Here is an 18,990-nt window from a genome sequence, read left to right as displayed (position 1 = left end):
GAGGCTTTTTGCTTGGGAAAGGTTACTTACAGAAATTATCAGATTCAATATTCAAGCGGTAAAATGTCACCTTTAATAAGGTATCTCGCTGAGTTAATGGCCAGCCGATGGCAGGGTTAGGAGTAGCCCGGAACCGGTAGCGTTTGCCTATTTCCAGTTTGTTGGAGGCTACTTGCCGAACGGTACGTGTTAAAGTAATCAGGTCACGCCAGGTATCGGTGCCTACCACCTGATATTGAACGTAGAGATTAGCAGGAAGTTTGGATTCATCTACTTGTTTACCAGCAGGACACTTCACCACCAATTCGACACTTAAAGTTGTTGGAGGCGTTTCGAAACTTATCGGAGCAACAATTGTCCGGCCATCACACAGATCCACAGGAGCCGAGGTGTAGATCGGTGTCGTCATGTCGCCGCCGTAGTAGTTATTCGCTCGGAAAACCTGAAGACGAACGGTTTTCTGAACCAATCCTGAGAACGAACGCTTCGAACCATTGTTCAGGTCCAGATAGGTTTCCAGCACGGGTTGGTTGGTTGCTACATCTATCAGTTTCGCATAGTAAAGAATATCAACGTTTTTCAGGTTGGTCTGAAACTGGAAAGTCGGCCCTACTTCACAAACAGGCTGTGTTTCAGCCAGTGCGTAATAGCTAAAATTGGAAACCTGAGTTTTGATGAAGAGCTTATTAGTGGAAGCATCTTTCTGAATGCGAAGCGTATTTTGACGAACCCAGATGTTGCGATTCAGGTCATAACGCCAGAAAGGAACCACATCTCCTTCTTTCACCAACTGACCGTTTAGCAAACGCTGATTCCCTATTAATTCAACGGTCACTTCGGCATTACCCGTTGACCCCTGAATAATCTGGCCGCCCGTGGTAAAAGCATCTAACTGGAAATAAGCCAGGCTTTGAAAAAGGAAAGCCGAAAGTTTGCGATCACTTTCGTCAACAGCATTATAAATGGTTTGCGTATGGCCAGGCAAATACGTGTTGGCCTGGGTGGGATTGATATAATAAAGAGCCGCACGAACTTCACCCGTCAGGTCGTTACCTCCCAAGGTCTTTAACTCCAGATTATCCGGTAATATCCATCGTGCTTTCGTTCCGGTTCCTGTTAAATCAGGCGTTTGCAGGGTAATCGAACGACCCGTATACGTTTGCTGCGTGGCTGATACACCGAAAGGAGGCTGATTGATATCAATAAGTTGAACCGTTTGGCGAATGTTGGTATTATCGGACATGTTAATCCGGGTCAGCTTACTTAAGTAGCCTTCAGCCTCGGCCAGTACAGAAAGTTTTACCGGATCCTGGGTAGTTGGCAGGTGATTGGGGTCAATAGACAACCCTAACAAGCCTTCTGAGCTGGGCCTGATCACTTTGCCACCCGTCAGGTTTCTGATGCGTTCGGCATCATCTCCAACGATAGCAATTTTCAAATTGCTGGGAATTTTCTCCGCTGAGGAGGCATTGGCGTTGGCGTACTGGAGTAAAACGGTAGCTTCAGTACGCGGATCTTTAAACTGAAAATCGATATCCTTAAAAGGATTGGCACACGCATAAATTAGCGTCAGTAATGCGAGGCAGATTAGGGAAGGGAAAGAGTAGATTCGTTTCATCTTAAGATTTTGGCGGAAACCTTGATTGATTGAATATATACGTTTCTCTTTATCTCAAGGGTGGGTAGTAGGCTGAATAGCGTTGTTATTGAGATAAATATAAAGAAAAAAACTAACGATTGACCCACTTTGATTATCATAAAATATCAGACCACCAGATTTTGGTAACCGTATGTAATCATGGGTATAACGTAGTACTTGGAATGAGCAGGTATAATCAGTCAGGAAAATAAAAAAAGAAACCCCCAAACATCCGCCAATGTTTGAGGGTAACAAGTTTTGCAAGTATTCGTTAATACTTAGTTCTACTTGTACTAATAAAATTTTTTAAAATATCGGGCCATTCGTAATACAACTACCTAATGAGACGAAGCGTTCTCGATATGTGGAATAATTACTTCACATTAACTAGTGAAGAGTAAGGTAAGTAGCAGAAATAGGACATATTTTTGGTAGTAAATATATATATGATAGGATTAATTGAATATTTGTACAATAACTATAGTCTGTTCTTCTTGGCCAGAAATGTTGAAATAAGGGAGTGTAAGCACTATTGCTATTCAATGTATGCAATGGCTACTGATCTACACGTGCAGACTTTTTGAAGCCTAAGTAGCGGGCATAAACTACCAACCCTATTCTATATACTAATTCAAAGCTGGATCCACCTTTGCCCAGATCATTAACCCCGATGCGATAGCCGGGTTCAAGCCCAAAGCAGTCAGGTAATTTAATTGGCTGATGCATACAAAGCAAAACCCGCAGTAATACCCTGCATGACGTAGAGGTAGAAGAAAGTAACGTACCGCAGCCATCTTTTTTCAGATAGTATAAGTGGATAAGCACCTGCCTCAACCGGGGAACTATATACGTATATATAAAAATGGCTAGTTATTATCCATTTTTATATGAATATGGTTCTATAATATGGCTGTATCTAACATGGTTTGGCAGTAGGAGGGTAATGAATAATAGCTTTGTTGAATGATGTAATGTATTAATCAGTATTACCCAATTAATCAGACTGGCTCAGTTGAGCGATCCATTGGAAAGCCCGATAGCTAGGCCGCTTATAATTACAAGGGCATAGTGTGGAAAATACATCCAGTTTATGCCGAAGTAATAAGGATGCCATACCCCTACCAACGTGGCCCGACCAGCTTTTTCGCTGGTAGCAATTGCTCGCTTCATAATGATAGGTTCATGGCCTCGGTTAGTGCTACCAGCGAAAAAGCTGGCAGCGGCCATATTGGCAGCGGTAGCCAAAAATACATGTAGTTTATGTTGAGGTAAGTAAGTAGGTGATACCGCTACCAGCTTTTTGCTGGTAGCAATTGCTCGCGTCATAGTGATAGGTTCATGGCCTAGGTTAGTGCTGCCAGCGAAAAAGCTGGCAGCGGCCATGTTGGCAGCGGTATCCAAAAATACATGTAGTTATTTTGAGGTAATAAGTAGGTCATACCGCTTCAAGCTTTTTCGCTGGTGGCAACTACTTATGCCGTGAAGATAAATCCAAGGAAAAAGGGAGGCTATGCCACTACCAGCTTTCCGCCGGTACCTATTACTTGTCTCAAGGTGATGGATTTCATAGCACTGAGTTAGTGCTGGCAGTGATTGTAAAGTCATGCAAAAAAGCATAAACAATTAGTAAATTATGGAATGTTTTTTTTCGGTTAAATCCAGCTAGGTACACCCCAAATTTTAATACATTCATCAGACATGAAAATCAGAATGCTTGCTTTTGCTGGATTATTCTTTCTATTAAACGCCTGCGACTTTTCTCCTCAAGAAAAACAAGAAGTAAAAAATCAGGGATTCCCCGAGATTAGAAATCCCGAAACGGCTGCTCCTACCACTGGAGCCACGGGCGAACCTACTAGTCCTACGTACAACGAGTCAGATTCTCTAATTCTGCCTGAACCTCATCAGGATACTTCAGATTTGAACTGAAGCCATGACGTTTATCGGTAAGTCGAAATTAGAGCAACTTTAGTGGCCGAAATTGAGGAGAACGTCCCTTCTAGGGATGAGCCAATAACCATTAGCCTACATTTAACCTACCTTGTCAGAGCTAATGAATTATTGAAATGTATGCCTTCCCTTTTTCATCTGTCCGCCAGTGTGGCCGCTTTCGCCTTTATTTTCACGAGCAATTATTTAGTTCTTACGACGGAAGACTCGCCTGAAAGAGCTGTGACAGATACGAGCGGTCGGTATCTAGCGGAAAAATACTGCCAGAGTTGCCACCTTTTCCCCGAACCAGAGTTACTCGACAAACAGACTTGGGCGAAGGGTGTACTGCCGTACATGGGGTTGCGTCTGGGAATCAAATCTCATATCAACCCTTATCACGGATTATTTGCCGAAGAAAAGCAGCGATTGCAGGAAGCCGGGATTTATCCCGAAAAGGCCCTTTTAACCAAAGCGGAATGGCGAGCCATCGTTAACTATTATGTGAATGCCGCTCCCGAACGTACGCTTCAACCCCTGAAAGTACCAACGGCTCAAAAGAACCTTCCGCTTTTTGAGGTAAAGGAAATTTCTTGGCAAAACGAACACTTGCCTCAAACCACACTCTTGCATTACGATACGCTTTCCTCGCGTTTCTATGTAGCGGATCGACAGAAGCAAGTAACGATTCTGAAATCCAATTTTGAGGTAGAGCGAGTAATAAGCCTGGACAGTCCGGCGTCGGCCATGCGGGTAAGTAAGGAGGAAGACGTGCAGGTATTAACCACTGGAACACTCAATCCTTCGGATCTTTCTATAGGTAACTTATTGAAAATTAATGCTGATGATAAGATCGAAGTACAATTGCATTCACTGCCCAGACCCGTTGATTTTGTAGAATGTGATTTAAATCAGGACGGTAAAAAAGACGTAGTGGTCTGTGGCTTTGGCCATAATCTGGGAAAATTGTTATGGATTGAAAGTTACCGAGAACCCCACTCCCAGGAGCACGTGCTTCGAGCCTTACCCGGAGCCCGAACAGCGGTAGTAAAAGATTTCAATCAGGACGGTAGACCAGATATCATGGTGTTGATGGAACAGGCTCAGGAAGGAATTTTTTTGTATGAAAATCAGGGGAATGGCCGCTTTCTGGAGCGGGAAAAGTTACGCTTTCCAGCCGTTTATGGCACCAGTTCGATGCAGGTTATTGATTATAATCAGGATGGGTTTGATGACCTATTAATAACCAATGGTGATAACTGGGATTATACCAATATCCTGAAAGCTTACCACGGCGTTCGGGTGTATTTGAATGACGGAAAAAATAATTTTAAGGAAGCCTTATTTTATCCTCTGTACGGAGCCAATCAGGCCATTGCAGCCGATTTTGATGGTGACGGAGATCTGGATATAGCCGCTATTTCTTTTTTCCCAGATTTGCTCAATAGTCCTGAAAAAGGGTTTATCTACCTCGAAAACGAAGGAAATATGCAGGTAAAAGCCTACACAACGCCCGAAGCCGCCAGTGGAAAATGGTTAGTGATGGAAGTCGCCGATTACGATCAGGATGGCGATCTGGATATTATGCTGGGGTCGCACGTATCTAATATGCTGGATTTTACTACGCTCACGTTGCAGGGAAAGCAAACGTTTCCTCAAATCCTGCTATTAACCAATCAACGTGGTGCTCAATAAAATCGGCTTAAACATTACTGTTTTCCAAAGGTTTATATACGTACTCTCTACTTTTAAATCATCTGATATGAAACAATTACTTCTGGTTATAGCCCTGGTGTGGGTGTCAATGGCTTGCTCGAAAAAAGAAAGTGCTCCGGTTAATATCGACGCAGCTACATTGGAGCTGAATTATGATGAGCAACATCAGTTTGTATTAACCCAGGGCAGTAATACGCTGAACGCAAACGATTATACCTGGGCTTCCAGTAATACAACCATTGGCCAAGTCAGTGCTTCGGGTGAATTTACCGCTAGTCGAATCGGAGAAACCACCGTTACCGCAACGGCTAAAAACGGTGGTGGAATCATTGAAAGTAAAGTGACGGTAGTGCCTTATTATAGTTTTGGGACTGAGCCTTCTTTTAGTTTAGGCGGAAGTAAAACGGTGGTGAAGAGTTATGAAAAACGTACGTTAGTAGCAGAGACAGACAGTACCTTAGATTATCAAGGGGAAAATAATTCAATCAACGGGGTTAGGTATTACTTTAATAATGCTGCCTACAGCGAAGCATATTTGTTCTACATGCCAAGTGTTACGTTACTGCAAGCTCAAACCTATTATGATGAACGTTACAACTATCTTGGTAATATACAAGATCAAGGATTGACTTTCAATGTTTTTTCTATTACGAGTACTGTAGGAGTAGGAGTTACGGATGCCTCAAACCAAGGACGCGTAGCGGTTTATTTGCCGCTTAATTCGGGTGGAAGAATTCCTGCAAACTATTTGAAAGCAGCGGCCAATCGCATTCGATCTGGAGGAATTAAGTAATATTGATAGAAAAGCTGATAAAGCCGCTATTGACGAAATCAATAGCGGCTTTATCGTTTATGCTTTCGTCAAAAAGCTTGGGCTAGTTTTTCTTTCGATTCTAAAAAATTAACGTGTTTGCCTTTGTTACTTTCGAACATAAAGTCTTTTAAACTTTTACTTTCATACGCACTGAAATCGCCGATAATAACCAGTTGAACACGATAGGTTGAAAATTTCTGAAGTATTTCTCCGGCCAGTTTCGTTTTTAAGTCAAAAAATGCAGGAGTTATATTTTGGGCATGAATAATAACTTTATCGAAGCCCTGGTAATAGATGTTTCCCAGTAGGTCGGTGGCCTCTTCCAGAGTAGTAATAATCAGATCATCTGAAATGATTTCAGCAAATTCGGTTTGATTGATTTTGATTCTTTCCAGTTTCATAGAAATGAATTTAAGAGACGCTTTTACGCAGTAAAGGTAAGGAAGTGCCTGTTATTGGAATGATTCATTAGGGCACTTCAGTAGCTAAAATGCCCTATTCAGCGTCTAAAAGCTGGTTTTGGGTAAGTTCTTTTTTCATGGCATTCACTCATCCCTCACCTTTGTTACGAACCAAACGGCAAAGCACCTTTACAGGTAGGAAGTCGAAAACTTGAAAAGCCATGAAAAAACTCATTTTAGTATTCGGACTGATGGCAGGAGCCTTTCTTGTACAGGATAGTGCTGCTCAGGTAAATGTCAATGTAAATCTGGGAAGTCAGCCCGCCTGGGGACCAACGGGGTATACTTACGCTCAAAGCTATTACTTGCCTGACATTGACGTTTATTATAACATTCCTCAAAAGCAATGGACGTATCAGGACGGCAATCGTTGGGTAACCGTAAATACACTTCCGGCTCGTTATCGTGCCTATGATTTATACAGCGGACATAAAGTGGTTATTAATGAAGCAAGACCTTATTTAAACCACGCCAAATACCGCAAGCAATACGCCTTTTATAAAGGTCGCCACGATCAGGTAGCTATTCGTGATGGCAGAGATTCAAAAAACCGCTGGGATGATCGAAAAGATCGAAAAGAGGATCGCCACGATTCTCGTAAAGATCGGGATCGTTGGGAGGGAAATCGTCGTCGCGGCTAAACAAAAAAATCCCTGGTTTAAACGCCGGGGATTTTTTGTTTATATCACAATAAATAAAAAAGCCTGACACTTTTCAGTATCAGGCTTGCCAGTAGTCCGTACGGGAATCGAACCCGTGTTTTATCCGTGAAAGGGATACGTCCTAACCCCTAGACGAACGGACCGTAATCAGAACCTTCAAATTTCTAAGAAACTTTCCGGTAGTGGTCGCGTAGGGATTCGAACCCCAAACCTTCTGATCCGTAGTCAGATGCTCTATCCAATTGAGCTACGCAACCGGTACTTATGTCTTTTGTAATCCCTGAAATTCGGGTGGTGGTCGCGTAGGGATTCGAACCCCAAACCTTCTGATCCGTAGTCAGATGCTCTATCCAATTGAGCTACGCAACCTATTTCCCTTTCTGCCAGTGGCGTGATTGGGAGTGCAAAAGTAGTAATAGAAGCCCCCTTTGTCAAGTTTATGCTCAAAGGTTTTTTAAAATATTTTACTTCTTGCTGAATTTCAGGGCGTTGGTATAATGATTAATGATTCGCTTGGTTCGCAGGTAACGTCCTACATTGAACTCATCATAATGGTCAGCCGAAGGATCGACGCTATTCACCATGACGAAATTCGAGGAATGAATAAACTGATTGTTTCCGATCCACATGGCTACGTGAACGACTTTCTCCGTACCGTCCTCATTGACCTTCCCAAAAAATAATAAATCTCCGGGCCGAAGCTTCGACCAGTCCTTGGTCGTATCCACCAATTCTCCTGAATTTACCTGTTGTGAAGCATCACGGGGTAATTGGACACCGTTGAGGAAATAAACGGTTTTGGTAAAGCCACTGCAATCCACGCCTTTGAAGGACGTGCCACCCCAGAGATAGGGCAAACCCATGAGTTTTTTAGAGGTACTTACCAGCGAGGATTCGGATATCTGAACGGAAGACAACCATTCCTCGTAGAAACGGGCGTCAGCTTTGCGAATAAAGGCTTTTCGACCATCGGGGTAAGCGACCTCATAAAAAGCTCCTTTTTCCCCTTTGTAAGCCACTAAATCGCCCGCAACGATGTCGGAGATGGTTGATCCATCGGCGTTGGCCTCAGCGTAGCTGAAACCGTAAGGCGTCAGGTAAATAAGTTTGCGGGCTTTCTGCCAGTTTTCAACCTCTGCAGGCGTAGCCAGAAAAATGGCCCCCTGATCTACCCAGGAAATGTATGCATCGGGCGTTTGCACCCGTAGCCAGCTTCCTTCTTTTTCGTATACGTTCAGTGTTGTGCCGAGTAATGCCTGCGTGGCTAACTCCGCCGAATGCTTGGGGGCGGAGCGGATATTGCAGACCGACACATTGACAATGGCCTGCGTTTTCTCGCCCACAGCGGCGTTGGGTAACACCTGCATTTCGTCCACCAGACTCGGTTGAACGGCTTTTAGTTTCTCTACCAACGCTTCGTGAGCCACTGCACTGCTGGTTTTGCCCGTCAATTTACCGTCCTCTGATACTTCAGCCTCAAAGATAACGGTGCGTTTATCGGGAGCGTAGGTTTTCTGAACCTGGGTAATGATTTCTTTCATGGATACATGCTGAGCCATTGCCGATCCAACCAGCAGGCAGAAACTCAGGGTTAATAGTGATTTCATTCGTATCGGTTAGACTAGAAACGGACGTAAATTTAAAGATAATGCCATCTATGAGTTCTGGGCAAACTGCCGACAAGCCTGAGCAATGTGCCTGAGGTCTTCGAGCGTGTGTAAAGGGGTAATAACCAGTCGGGTAATAGCCGGATCGTTGGGGCCGGGGTAGGGGAAACAAGCTGTTAATATTCCCTGGTCCCGTAAATACTCGTGTAATCCCGGACGATCTGTCGTAAAGGCTGGATACTTTTCGATCCAGTGAAACAGATGAATGGCTTCCCCTAATGCTTCCACGAATTGTTCAACCCGCAATAGGAGCTTTTGATGGGCTGACAGATAATCGGGTAACGACTGGGTTAAGGCCCACAAGTACGCCGGATTCGCCGGACTAGCTCCGCTAAACATGGAAAACTGACGCATGGAATTCAGGATGGCTTGAGAACCCATAATGAGTCCCGCTGGCACACTCATGGCTTTATTAAGCGAAGCCGTGATAAGTAACTCAAGGCTCGCTGGAGCGTTGATTAACTCATGAATGCCTTTTCCGCTGGCTCCCAAAACGCCCAGTCCATGCGAGTCGTCAATAACTACGGTGATTTTCTTCGAGGGGGGTAACCGATGCAGCCAGTCAAAAGGAACGGCAGCAGTATGGGGAGAACCCACGGAATCGGTAACGACCACGATTTCTTCCGAAGCCGTTGCCGCCAATCGTCTGGGAAGCTCGGCAAACCAGTTTTCGTAATCTTCGACAGCAGGCGTAAACCCTTCCAGTCTCAGGGCAGGGTGAACGTTAGGGGCATAGAAAATGGGAACCTGAGGGTTTTGAAAAACCAGCCATTTGAGTGCCAATTGCCCCGCCAGCATACCCGATGAAACGGTTAAGGTATCCGCCACACCAAACCATTGAGCCAGAGCAGCTTCCGCATCTTCGTATATCGATAATCGGAGGGTATTACTTCGCGAACTACCCCAATTAATACCCACCTGCTGCATGCCCTCCATTACCCGCTGAATAAATACTGGATTTTTACTCATGCCCAGGTACGAGGTCCCACTGCACCAGAGGTATTCTTTCTGATCAATAACCAGGGTTCGATCTGGAATAGATGAAGTGTAAAACGTTGACATTTAGCTTAATAACTTGGCTCCGGTTCCGTTTTCTTCGGCGTAAATTACTTTCCCGTAGTCGATGGTAACACCGCTGGAAATGTGGTCTTCTACCAGTAAAATACCGTCCATATCCACGTAATCGAGCAGCGGTAATAACTGAGCGATGGCTGAACAGCCAATGTTGGATTCGGTCATGCAGCCCACCATAACTTTCAGACCCAGCTTACGGGCGTGGGCAATCATCCGACGAGCGGGAGTAAGGCCGCCGCATTTCATAAGCTTGATGTTAATTCCGTGAAAAAAGCCATAACAACGGGCCACGTCGGCTTCTACGATGCAGCTTTCGTCCGCGATGAGAGGTAATGCCGACTCCGCGTAGACTTTCTTCATGCCTTCCCAATTGGTGGCTTTCATGGGTTGTTCGATGAATTCAACTCCAAGTTCTTTTAGAGCTATGGAATTCTGGATGGTTTCTTCTACATCCCAGGCTGTGTTGGCATCAACCCGGAAAACGGCATCGGTATGTTTTCGTAATTCCTGGATAATTTGAATGTCTTGTTTCGTGCCTAGTTTAATCTTGTATAAAGGAAAAGGCATTTCCTTCATTTTTTCGACCATTTTTTCAAGGGTGTCCATGCCAATGGTATAATCCGTAATTGGATTTTTGGAAGGCTCCAGTCCCCAGACTTCGTACAATTTTTTACCCGCTTTTTTGGCGTATAAATCATTATAAGCTACGTCCAGAGCACATAAGGCAAAGGGATGTTCATCGCGTAAGTGCGGCTCAATGAATTCGTAAAATTCCTCGGGAGTACCGCCCGGATACTGTTCAATGGATGAGCGAACAGCTTCAAGCTGGGCAATCATGGTGTGCATATACACACCGTAATAAGTAGTTTCGGTGGCTTCGCCATACCCTGAAAACTCGCCGTCCTGAAGCTCAACGATGAGCGTAGGTTGTTCATTACGAGATTCGTGCGTGATGGTAAACGTGTGCCGCAACTGAAGAATATGGGAGTGAAGGAGAAGTTTCAAGAGACGATGAAATGATAAACGGTTCAATAATGAAGAAGGCAGATACGGTCCTAAAAAAAGAGAGGTACCCAATGATCACTAATCAAAGAAAATCAAAAAGCTCTGCCGATTAACAAAATTGTGTAATTTTATGAAAAATGGGCTATTTATTTTGTGATTCATTAGATTATTCTGTTTTTCTTTGGAACAAATCCATTTATAGAAATGCTTCAAATGTAAACCCTATGACAAAGTCTCTGGTATTCATCGCTCCCACTAGGTTTGCTTGAAAATCATCCCGTAAATTTATCTGCCGTTTCAATTAGTACCGAACGAAATATAATCCTTTCCTTCCCTGTGAAAACTGAAGAAATTTCAGCTCCTGTAAAAAACGATAAAGCTGAGCGTAACTTTAATTTCTGGCAGTCGACCGTTGCTTTCATGACCTATGCTTTACTTCTGGTTTGCATACTCGGGCGATTCGGGACGTATTTTTTCTTCTTTGAGTTATTTAGCCACTTTGCCGTACAGTGCCTAGGCGTGTCGGTATTTCTACTGATTTACTGGATACTCTTCCGAAATCGGCTGTACGTAATTGCCTTGTTTAGCGTCATTCTGAATGCCTGGCAGGTGTTTCCCTGGTTACAGAGAACGGACACAAGCGGAACTGCTGATTTACGCATCATGCACACTAATGTGCTGTTTACGAATACTAATTACGAAGCCATCGTCAGGGGTATTGCTAAAGAAAAAGCGGATATTGTGTTAATCGCTGAAGCTACGCCTCCCATTTTTCAGCATTTCAGGAAGAGCCTCGGAGCCGAATATCCCTACCAATACATGGTTTACACGAAGTCACATTGTTATAATGTGATCGGCAGTCGCTTTCCCATTGAAGTAGACCACGCAGCCGTGACTGCCAATCGCATGATGCATGTTTACGCCAATGTAAAAGGCAAAAAAGTGGCTCTGATTTCGGTACACCCGAAAACGCCCCTGAGCTCGCTCTGGTTTAAACTGCGAAATGAGCGAATTTCCAAAGCCTTTGCCCTGGCTGCTCAGGAGAAAGTTCCGGCTATTCTGGCGGGAGATTTTAACGTCAGCGTTTTTTCGCCGGTGTATCAATCGCTGGTGAACGAATCAGGACTACACGCTTCCAGAAAAGGTATTGGACTTTTCCCTACGTACCGAAATGGCTATGGCCCACTAATGATTCCGATTGACCATGTGTTGACGAATAAAGGCTTCAAAACGGTAGGTTTTCACACCGCCGATATTGAAGATTCAGACCATAAAGCCATTATCGTCGATCTGAAATTCCAGTAAAAAAGCCCTGAGTATTCAGGGCTTAGAATTTATGGGATTAAGCGGAAGTTTAGTTGGTAGCTGGCGTGAAGCGAGTTTGAATGCGTTTGTAATACAAATTCGTCAGTCCTTCATAGCCAGAATCGGTCCCAACGACCACATAAATATTTCCGTCGGCGTTGGAGGTAACCTGTAACTTTTGATTTTCGTTACTGCGAGTAATAAACTTGTACGTACTGTCCTGCGTGCCGTTTGAGATATCTCCTAATACCATCAAATCCTTACCGCCCTGGGCCTGATTGCCCTTGTCCAGATTAAACGTATAAAAATCTCCCACTAGCGTTACCGCCGGAGCCACGCCTGAAGCTCCGGCTTTCAGATAGACGGAATGGGCGGGCGACCCTCCAATTCCAACGCTTTTATCCGGTGCGTTTGAGGCTAGTTCCACCACAAACTCAACGTTAAACTTGGTGTTGGGAGCTAAGCCAGAAACTTTTTGGGTCAGATACATGAATACGTCATCGCTTCGATTAATTGATTGGAGACGAAATCCCTGTTTGGTAGTATCTAGTGGAGCAGGAAGTTTTGATAAACCTTTTCTAAAACTGAAAATGGCCGTATCGGTGGCGGTTGAATAGTCCGAAAAACCAGCCGACCAATTTGGACTTCCTCCCATACTGAAGTCGGTGGCGGTGAGAAAAAAGGGTTCTGAAAAATTTTTGTTACAACTGATAACTCCGGTGGAAAGGAGAATCAGGCAAATCCATTTTGACAGTTGTTTCATGGTTTGTTTGTTAAATCAAATGAGTTCTGTTTCACACTGAACCAGTGGCAGACGCAAACGGTCTGAGAAAGCTTTCTGAATTTAAGACCCTGGTTACTGATTAAAAGTTGTAACGTAGCAATTATTTATTAAGTATTTATAGGGTAAATTATTGAATTTGAATATCTTATGATTGGTGAAAATAGTTAGTTACCCCGCCGCTCGGCTCTAGCCGAGCGACGCTGTAGTTTGGTAGTCTTCTGTCCGATGTTCGCAAGCTTGGTCTTGTTTGGGAAAGCTGTTTTGTAACTAGCTAGGGGTTTGCACTCTACCGGCCAGAGGCCTGGAGCTAGGTAGTCACTCGGCTAGAGCCGAGCGACTGCGGAAGATTAACTTTCAGCCAGAAAGTGTTGCTAAATCCTAAGTAGGGTCCTTCGCTTCGCTCTGGATGACAGGAGAAGAGACAACCCCAACTACTTCAGTCCAGCCGATGCCAGCTTTTTCGCTGGCATCATTCGTCTAACGCTTCATATCCACCCCGACAGTCGCTCGGCTCTAGTCGAGTGACGCTGTAGTAGGGTAGGTCTCTGGCCGGTATTAGTAAGCCTGTTTTGTTTGAGAAAGTTGTTTTGTAACTAGTTAGGGGTTTGCACTCTACCGGCCAGAGGCCTGGAGCTAAGTAGTCACTCGGCTGGAGCCGAGCGACTGCGGGTTAACTTCCAGCCAGAAAGTGTTACTCAATTCTAAGTAAGGTCCTTCGCTTCGCTCTGGATGACAGTAGAAGAGGCAACCCCAACTACTTCAGTCCAGCCGATGCCAGCTTTTTCGCTGGCATCATTCGTCTAACGCTTCATATCCACCCGACAGCCACTCGGCTAGAGCCGAGCGACGGCGGGAATGTGACTTGTAGCCAGAAAGTGTTACTCAATCCTATAGTAAGGTCCTTCGCTTTGCTCTGGATGACAGGAGGGAAGAAGAGGGTGTTATTGCTACCAATGTAGCCCGACCAACGTGGTCCGACCAGCTTTTTCGCTGGCAGCTCTGTTAGGAATTGGAGAAGTAGAGTTATTTCTTAACCTGCATGCGATGCCAGATTTCGTAACACGCCCGGCTGTTGTGGTAAGGGCATTTCCAGGCATTAACCTTATCAGCCTTTCGGGAGGGCTGATGATGGGCATCCGTTTTCTCGAACCATTCGCCATCGTTATAGTCAATCAAATGCTCTTTGATGAAAGCCCAACTTTGCTGCGATTTTTCCAGAAAATGTTGCTTACCCGAAAGTTGATAGGCGTTGAAGTAACCCACCATTTGTTCACTTAATACCCACCAGCTTCGATCTTCGTTTTTATGTCCCGAGGCCGGATCGAATTCGTAAGTCAAGGCCCCGTCTGGGTTTAAGCCTTCCAGGGTAGCGGTAGCCATTTTCAGACTTAGCTCTTTTACTTTTGATAGTAACCCCTTTTCATTTAATACTTCGGCTGTTTCGTAGAGTAACCAGGACGCTTCAACGTCGTGTCCGTAGGAAATTTCGGTGGACTTTACCTGCCAGTCTTCCGTGAAAAACAGCCGCATGTGATAACTTTCAGGATTAATGATATGACCCATAAAGTCATTTTCCAGCATGGAGCGAACGTGTTTTTTCAATTCAGGATCGGGCCATACGCGGTATAAATTCGTGAAGGGTTCAATCAAATGCAGGTGCGTATTCATCGATTTTCGCTCTTCACCCTTACTTAAAATATAATCCTCCGTTTGCGACCAATCTTCATTAAAAGCTTCAATAAAACCGCCTTGTTTCGGATCGTAGGCCTTTTCAACCAGCGTTTGGAACAACTGTTTCGCATCATCCAGGACTTGGGGCATTTTCGTAGCCCGGTAATATTCGCTCAGTCCGTACAAAGCAAAGCCCTGACCGTATAACTGTTTCTTGGTAACAGAAGGGCTGCCGTCCGCTTTCACCGACCAGTACACGCCGCCATTCTTTTTATCCCAGAAGTAGGTTTTTATAAATTGATACGCCCGATCAGCCAGCGTTCGATAGTCCGGTTTTCGGGTAACGCGATACGCTAGCGAGAATGCCCAGAGAATGCGGGCATTCAGAACAATCGCCTTGTCTGCCTTTGAATCAGGTTGATTGTCTGCGTCTATCCGACCATAAAAGCCTCCGCGTGGATCGACGGTATGCGTTTCCCAGTATTGAAAAATGCGTAGAAATTCCTGATAAACTTCCTGTTGCAGGGCCGGTAACGAAAGCATAACTCAACTACGTTTAAAAAATCAGTTAACGAAAAGAGAGGTATGAAAAGACTTCGCCAGCTTCAAATTCTGAACGATCTGCGGGTAATTCCAGAAACCCGGTACACGCCAATAAATTCGCGAAATCACCTGACCCTGACCCTTTGAGTGGGGTCGCCATCAATCGACCTTCTTCGTTAAAAGAAGCGGCAACGGTTAGAAAATACGTCAGCTCGGGTTTAAAAACGATCTTTTCTGAAAGAACGGCTTTCATTGGTGCGAGCGTGCCCTGCAACAAATACGGTCGAACGTATTTCAGAAAACAGGCAAAGGTAGAAACGGGATTACCGGGCAAAGCGAAAACGGCGTTTTGTCCTGCTCTAACTCCAAACCAGACGGGTTTACCGGGCCGCTGAGCTACTTTATGAAATTGTTTCTGAATCCCTAATTTCTCCAGCGTAGCGGGTACAAAATCCTTTTTACCGGCTGAAACGCCACCCGTCAGAATTAGAATTTCAAAGTTCTGTATTAATTCCGTTAACTTCTTTTCCAGTGATTCAGGATGATCGGGGAGGTGAAATAACTCGCTGGCAAAACCCATTTCCTGCAAAGCCGCCGCAAGTTGATACCCACTGGATTTGCGAATTTGATGGGGGAGAGGAGTTACCAGAATATCAACCAACTCGTCGCCCGTTGAAATAATAGCTACGCGTGGTTTTTTCTGAACCAATACCTGCGACTTACCCACGGAAGCCAGAATGCCAATCTCAGAAGAACCCAAGCGAATGCCAGCCTGTAATAACACTTCACCCGCCCGACGGTCGCTTCCCTGGTGATGTACGTTTTGCTGCGGATTGACGTTTGTATTCAGAGCCGCAAATCGTTTATCCCCGTACTCTGAAAATGTTAAGTCTTCGTAACGAATGACCGTATTTGTATTCGATGGAAGAACCGCTCCCGTCATGACCTCGAGGGCTGAACCCCGTGAAGTGATCGTTTTAGGCGACTCTCCGGCGTATTGCGTTCCTTCAATTCGGAATAATCCTTCGGTAATGGGCGTATCAATCGAAACGGCGATACCATCCATTGTTACCCGATGGAAAGGAGGGAAATCACGGTCAGCCGTTATCGCTTCGGCCAGAATTCGGCGGTTGGCCAGTGGTAGAGGAATCGTTTCAGTACCCCAATCGATTTGATGGGCAGTGATGATCTGGGAGGCTTCTTCAACAGAAATCATAAGCAAAGGCGTAAAAAAAGGAATATCAAAGATGGCAGAGTGGACTTATTCAAGCAATGCTTCCGGCCCGAATGCTTTTAAATATTGAATTTCTTGGCTCTATTTGTAAGTTAGGTAGCCTCGGAAAGGTTTACATTTGAAGGTACTTTCTGTAAAAAGCCCCAAACTCCCATCTCAATAAGCTTAAGACTAACCAGTTTTTATGAGAAAACCATTTTCCCTCATTGCATTACTTGTTTTTATAAGTACGGTCTGTGCCAGTGCTCAGCCCTCTGCTGAACCGTATGGCCCCCAAGCTTTGACTATTCTGGATGCCCGTAAGTTTCACTGGTCACCCGATGGAAATGCTTACCTGAATTTTCAGGGAGGCGAGTTAGTTCAGACGGACGTTAAAACCGGAGCGAAAACTACGCTGGTAACAAAACAGCAATTAACTCCTGCTGGAGCGAGTGAGCCTCTGCGAGTGCAGGCCTTTGATTACTTGCCTACGCTTAAAAAATTATTGATCTACACCAATGGCAAGCGGGTGTGGCGTTATGCTACCCGTGGTGATTATTACCTGCTGGACATGGCGGGTAACTCCCTTAAGAAGCTGGGACAGTCGCTGCCCGAAAGCTCTCTGATGTTTGCGAAAGTTTCGCCCGATGGTTCTCAGGTGGCCTATGTTTCCAAGCATAACCTTTATGTAGAGGATTTAAAGTCAGGAGCGATTAAGCCTTTGACGACTGACGGAACAGATCGGTTAATCAACGGGACGTTTGACTGGGTTTATGAAGAAGAACTGGATTGTCGCGACGGATTTCGCTGGTCGCCCGATAGCAAGCGAATTGCCTTCTGGACGGTAGATGCCCGTAAAATTCGTAACTTCCTGATGATGAATAATACGGACTCTACGTATTCTTTTAACGTTCCCGTAGAATATCCTAAAGCAGGAGAGAAGCCTTCTCCGACGTTTGTCAAAACGGTTGAAGTGGCAACGGGTAAGATTACACCCATCCAGATTCCCGGCGAGCCGGATAACAACCTGTTACCCCGCATGGAGTGGATTCCTGGAAGTTCGGAGTTATTAATCCAGCAACTCAATCGTCGTCAGCAGGAAAGTACCTTATACGTAGCGGACGGAACCACTGGAGCGGCGAAAGTGATTAATAAAGAAACCGACGATGCCTGGGTAGATGTTCGGAGTAACTGGTCAGAAAGTGAAGTGACGAACTGGCACTGGCTCGCGGGTAACAAAGAGTTTTTATACCTAAGCGAAAAAGGCGGCTGGCGTCAGTTATATAAAGTGACGAAAGAGGGTAAAGAAACGTTGCTTTCAAAAGAACCTTATGACATTATTAACGTCTATGCAGTCGATGAAAAAAATGGGTATGTGTACTTTGCTGCTTCCCCTACGAATGCAACTCAGCAATATTTATACCGTCTGAAACTGAATGGAAAAGGAAATGCGGAACGCTTAACGCCAGCAAAATACGCAGGGACGAACGATTACGAGATCTCTCCGAACGGTTTATGGGCTAGTCATTCGTTTTCTTCGGCAAATATTCAGCCTACTGGGGGTTTTATCTCCCTGCCTACGCATAAGCCAGCCGATGGGAAAACCGAGCCCGAGTTGAAAGCGGGTCGAATGAAAGTAGAATTTTTCCAGGTAAAAACATCCGAAGGAACCGTTATGGATGGCTGGATGGTGAAACCTGCCAACTTCGATTCTACGAAGAAATATCCCGTTGTCTTTTACGTGTATGGCGAACCCGCTTCGGCGACGGTAGTTGATCGTTTTGGCTCGGGTTATAATCGTCTGTTCCAGGGAAATATGGCCGATCAGGGCTACATCTATATTTCACTGGATAACCGCGGAACTCCCGCTCCGAAAGGTCGGGCTTGGCGGAAAGCGATTTACCGTAACAACGGAATCGTGAACACCAAAGACCAGGGACTGGCTACGCAAGAAATTGTAAAATGGCCATTTATCGATAAAAATCGCGTAGCCATCTGGGGCTGGAGCGGCGGTGGCATGTCTACGTTAAATGCTCTCATGCAGTATCCTGATTTGTACCAGACGGGCATTGCTATTGCGGCTATTTCGGATCTGCACTTGTATGATAACATCTACGAAGAGCGATACATGGGTATTCCTTCGGAAGCTCAGGCTGACTATGCCAAGGGTTCACCGATCAGTCACGTTAAAAACCTGAAAGGAAACCTGTTGTACATCCACGGAACGGGTGACGATAACGTGCATTACCAAAACGCGGAAGTGCTGATTAACCATTTGATCAAGGCAGGTAAGCTGTTTAGTCTGATGATTTATCCGAATCGCAGTCACAGCATCTCCGAAGGTGAAGGAACGTCTCAGCACTTGTCAAAAACCTATACGGACTTCTTGCTGAAGAACTGCCCTCCGGGAGCAAAGTAAGCGTATTGCATTCTACCAGGAATCGCTTAGATTTGGCAACGCTTCGGCGTTGCCATTTTTATTTCTTACCTTCTTAAGCCGCAATGCA

At 45.0% G+C, this 18,990-nt stretch carries 15 protein-coding genes and 3 tRNA genes; 6 read left to right on the top strand and 12 right to left on the bottom strand.

Going from position 1 to position 18,990, the window contains the following annotated elements; genetic code table 11:
* Positions 1–22: 22 nt before the first annotated feature.
* Positions 23–1,618: a hypothetical protein gene (locus tag QE390_RS19100; protein ID WP_307143348.1), complete on the bottom strand. Its 1,596-nt coding sequence runs from the start codon at positions 1,616–1,618 to the stop codon at positions 23–25.
* Positions 1,619–2,647: 1,029 nt separating this feature from the next.
* Positions 2,648–2,965, bottom strand: coding sequence for a hypothetical protein (locus QE390_RS19095; RefSeq protein WP_307143347.1), 318 nt, complete (start codon positions 2,963–2,965; stop codon positions 2,648–2,650).
* 372 nt (positions 2,966–3,337) lie between these two features.
* On the opposite strand from QE390_RS19095, the gene QE390_RS19090 reads away from it, so the two are divergent.
* The 3 genes from QE390_RS19090 to QE390_RS19080 all read left to right on the top strand — a co-directional run bounded on the left by QE390_RS19090 (position 3,338) and on the right by QE390_RS19080 (position 6,077).
* Complete coding sequence (locus tag QE390_RS19090) at positions 3,338–3,568, top strand: hypothetical protein (protein WP_307143346.1); 231 nt, start codon at positions 3,338–3,340, stop codon at positions 3,566–3,568.
* A 141-nt stretch (positions 3,569–3,709) separates the two neighbouring features.
* Positions 3,710–5,263 (top strand): VCBS repeat-containing protein, encoded by a 1,554-nt coding sequence (locus QE390_RS19085; protein WP_307143345.1) that lies wholly within the window; start codon positions 3,710–3,712, stop codon positions 5,261–5,263.
* A gap of 67 nt (positions 5,264–5,330) precedes the next feature.
* Positions 5,331–6,077: an Ig-like domain-containing protein gene (locus tag QE390_RS19080; protein ID WP_307143344.1), complete on the top strand. Its 747-nt coding sequence runs from the start codon at positions 5,331–5,333 to the stop codon at positions 6,075–6,077.
* Positions 6,078–6,145: 68 nt separating this feature from the next.
* Here the strand turns inward: QE390_RS19080 and QE390_RS19075 are convergent, their stop codons facing one another.
* Positions 6,146–6,499: a DUF4180 domain-containing protein gene (locus tag QE390_RS19075; protein ID WP_307143343.1), complete on the bottom strand. Its 354-nt coding sequence runs from the start codon at positions 6,497–6,499 to the stop codon at positions 6,146–6,148.
* 221 nt (positions 6,500–6,720) lie between these two features.
* Between QE390_RS19075 and QE390_RS19070 the strand changes: the two genes are divergently transcribed.
* Positions 6,721–7,200, top strand: coding sequence for a hypothetical protein (locus QE390_RS19070; RefSeq protein WP_307143342.1), 480 nt, complete (start codon positions 6,721–6,723; stop codon positions 7,198–7,200).
* Between the two features lie 92 nt (positions 7,201–7,292).
* Here QE390_RS19070 and QE390_RS19065 read toward each other — a convergent pair.
* The 6 genes from QE390_RS19065 to QE390_RS19040 all read right to left on the bottom strand — a co-directional run bounded on the left by QE390_RS19065 (position 7,293) and on the right by QE390_RS19040 (position 10,967).
* Positions 7,293–7,364, bottom strand: a tRNA-Glu gene (locus tag QE390_RS19065).
* Positions 7,365–7,404: 40 nt separating this feature from the next.
* A tRNA-Arg gene (locus QE390_RS19060) sits at positions 7,405–7,478 on the bottom strand.
* Between the two features lie 35 nt (positions 7,479–7,513).
* A tRNA-Arg gene (locus tag QE390_RS19055) sits at positions 7,514–7,590 on the bottom strand.
* Between the two features lie 95 nt (positions 7,591–7,685).
* Positions 7,686–8,828, bottom strand: coding sequence for a C40 family peptidase (locus QE390_RS19050; RefSeq protein ID WP_307143341.1), 1,143 nt, complete (start codon positions 8,826–8,828; stop codon positions 7,686–7,688).
* A 48-nt stretch (positions 8,829–8,876) separates the two neighbouring features.
* Positions 8,877–9,950, bottom strand: a complete 1,074-nt coding sequence (locus QE390_RS19045; protein WP_307143340.1) for an aminotransferase class I/II-fold pyridoxal phosphate-dependent enzyme — start codon at positions 9,948–9,950, stop codon at positions 8,877–8,879.
* Positions 9,951–10,967: a dipeptide epimerase gene (locus tag QE390_RS19040; protein WP_307143339.1), complete on the bottom strand. Its 1,017-nt coding sequence runs from the start codon at positions 10,965–10,967 to the stop codon at positions 9,951–9,953.
* Between the two features lie 336 nt (positions 10,968–11,303).
* On the opposite strand from QE390_RS19040, the gene QE390_RS19035 reads away from it, so the two are divergent.
* Entirely contained in the window at positions 11,304–12,272 is a 969-nt protein-coding gene (locus QE390_RS19035) for an endonuclease/exonuclease/phosphatase family protein (RefSeq protein WP_157830420.1), read from the top strand.
* 49 nt (positions 12,273–12,321) lie between these two features.
* Here QE390_RS19035 and QE390_RS19030 read toward each other — a convergent pair whose 3' ends face one another.
* From QE390_RS19030 to QE390_RS19020, 3 genes are all read right to left on the bottom strand, one after another.
* Complete coding sequence (locus QE390_RS19030; protein WP_307143338.1) at positions 12,322–13,035, bottom strand: hypothetical protein; 714 nt, start codon at positions 13,033–13,035, stop codon at positions 12,322–12,324.
* Between the two features lie 1,044 nt (positions 13,036–14,079).
* Positions 14,080–15,270, bottom strand: a complete 1,191-nt coding sequence (locus QE390_RS19025) for an AGE family epimerase/isomerase (RefSeq protein ID WP_307143337.1) — start codon at positions 15,268–15,270, stop codon at positions 14,080–14,082.
* 25 nt (positions 15,271–15,295) lie between these two features.
* Positions 15,296–16,486 carry a molybdopterin molybdotransferase MoeA gene (locus QE390_RS19020; RefSeq protein WP_307143336.1) on the bottom strand — a complete coding sequence of 397 codons (1,191 nt, stop codon included), beginning with the start codon at positions 16,484–16,486 and terminating at the stop codon, positions 15,296–15,298.
* Positions 16,487–16,688: 202 nt separating this feature from the next.
* Between QE390_RS19020 and QE390_RS19015 the strand changes: the two genes are divergently transcribed.
* Entirely contained in the window at positions 16,689–18,902 is a 2,214-nt protein-coding gene (locus QE390_RS19015) for a S9 family peptidase (protein ID WP_307143335.1), read from the top strand.
* Positions 18,903–18,990 lie beyond the last annotated feature (88 nt).

The sequence above is a fragment of the Siphonobacter sp. SORGH_AS_1065 genome (assembly GCF_030818595.1).
Taxonomy (GTDB): domain Bacteria; phylum Bacteroidota; class Bacteroidia; order Cytophagales; family Spirosomataceae; genus Siphonobacter.
This window is presented reverse-complemented; position numbering and strand designations above follow the sequence as displayed.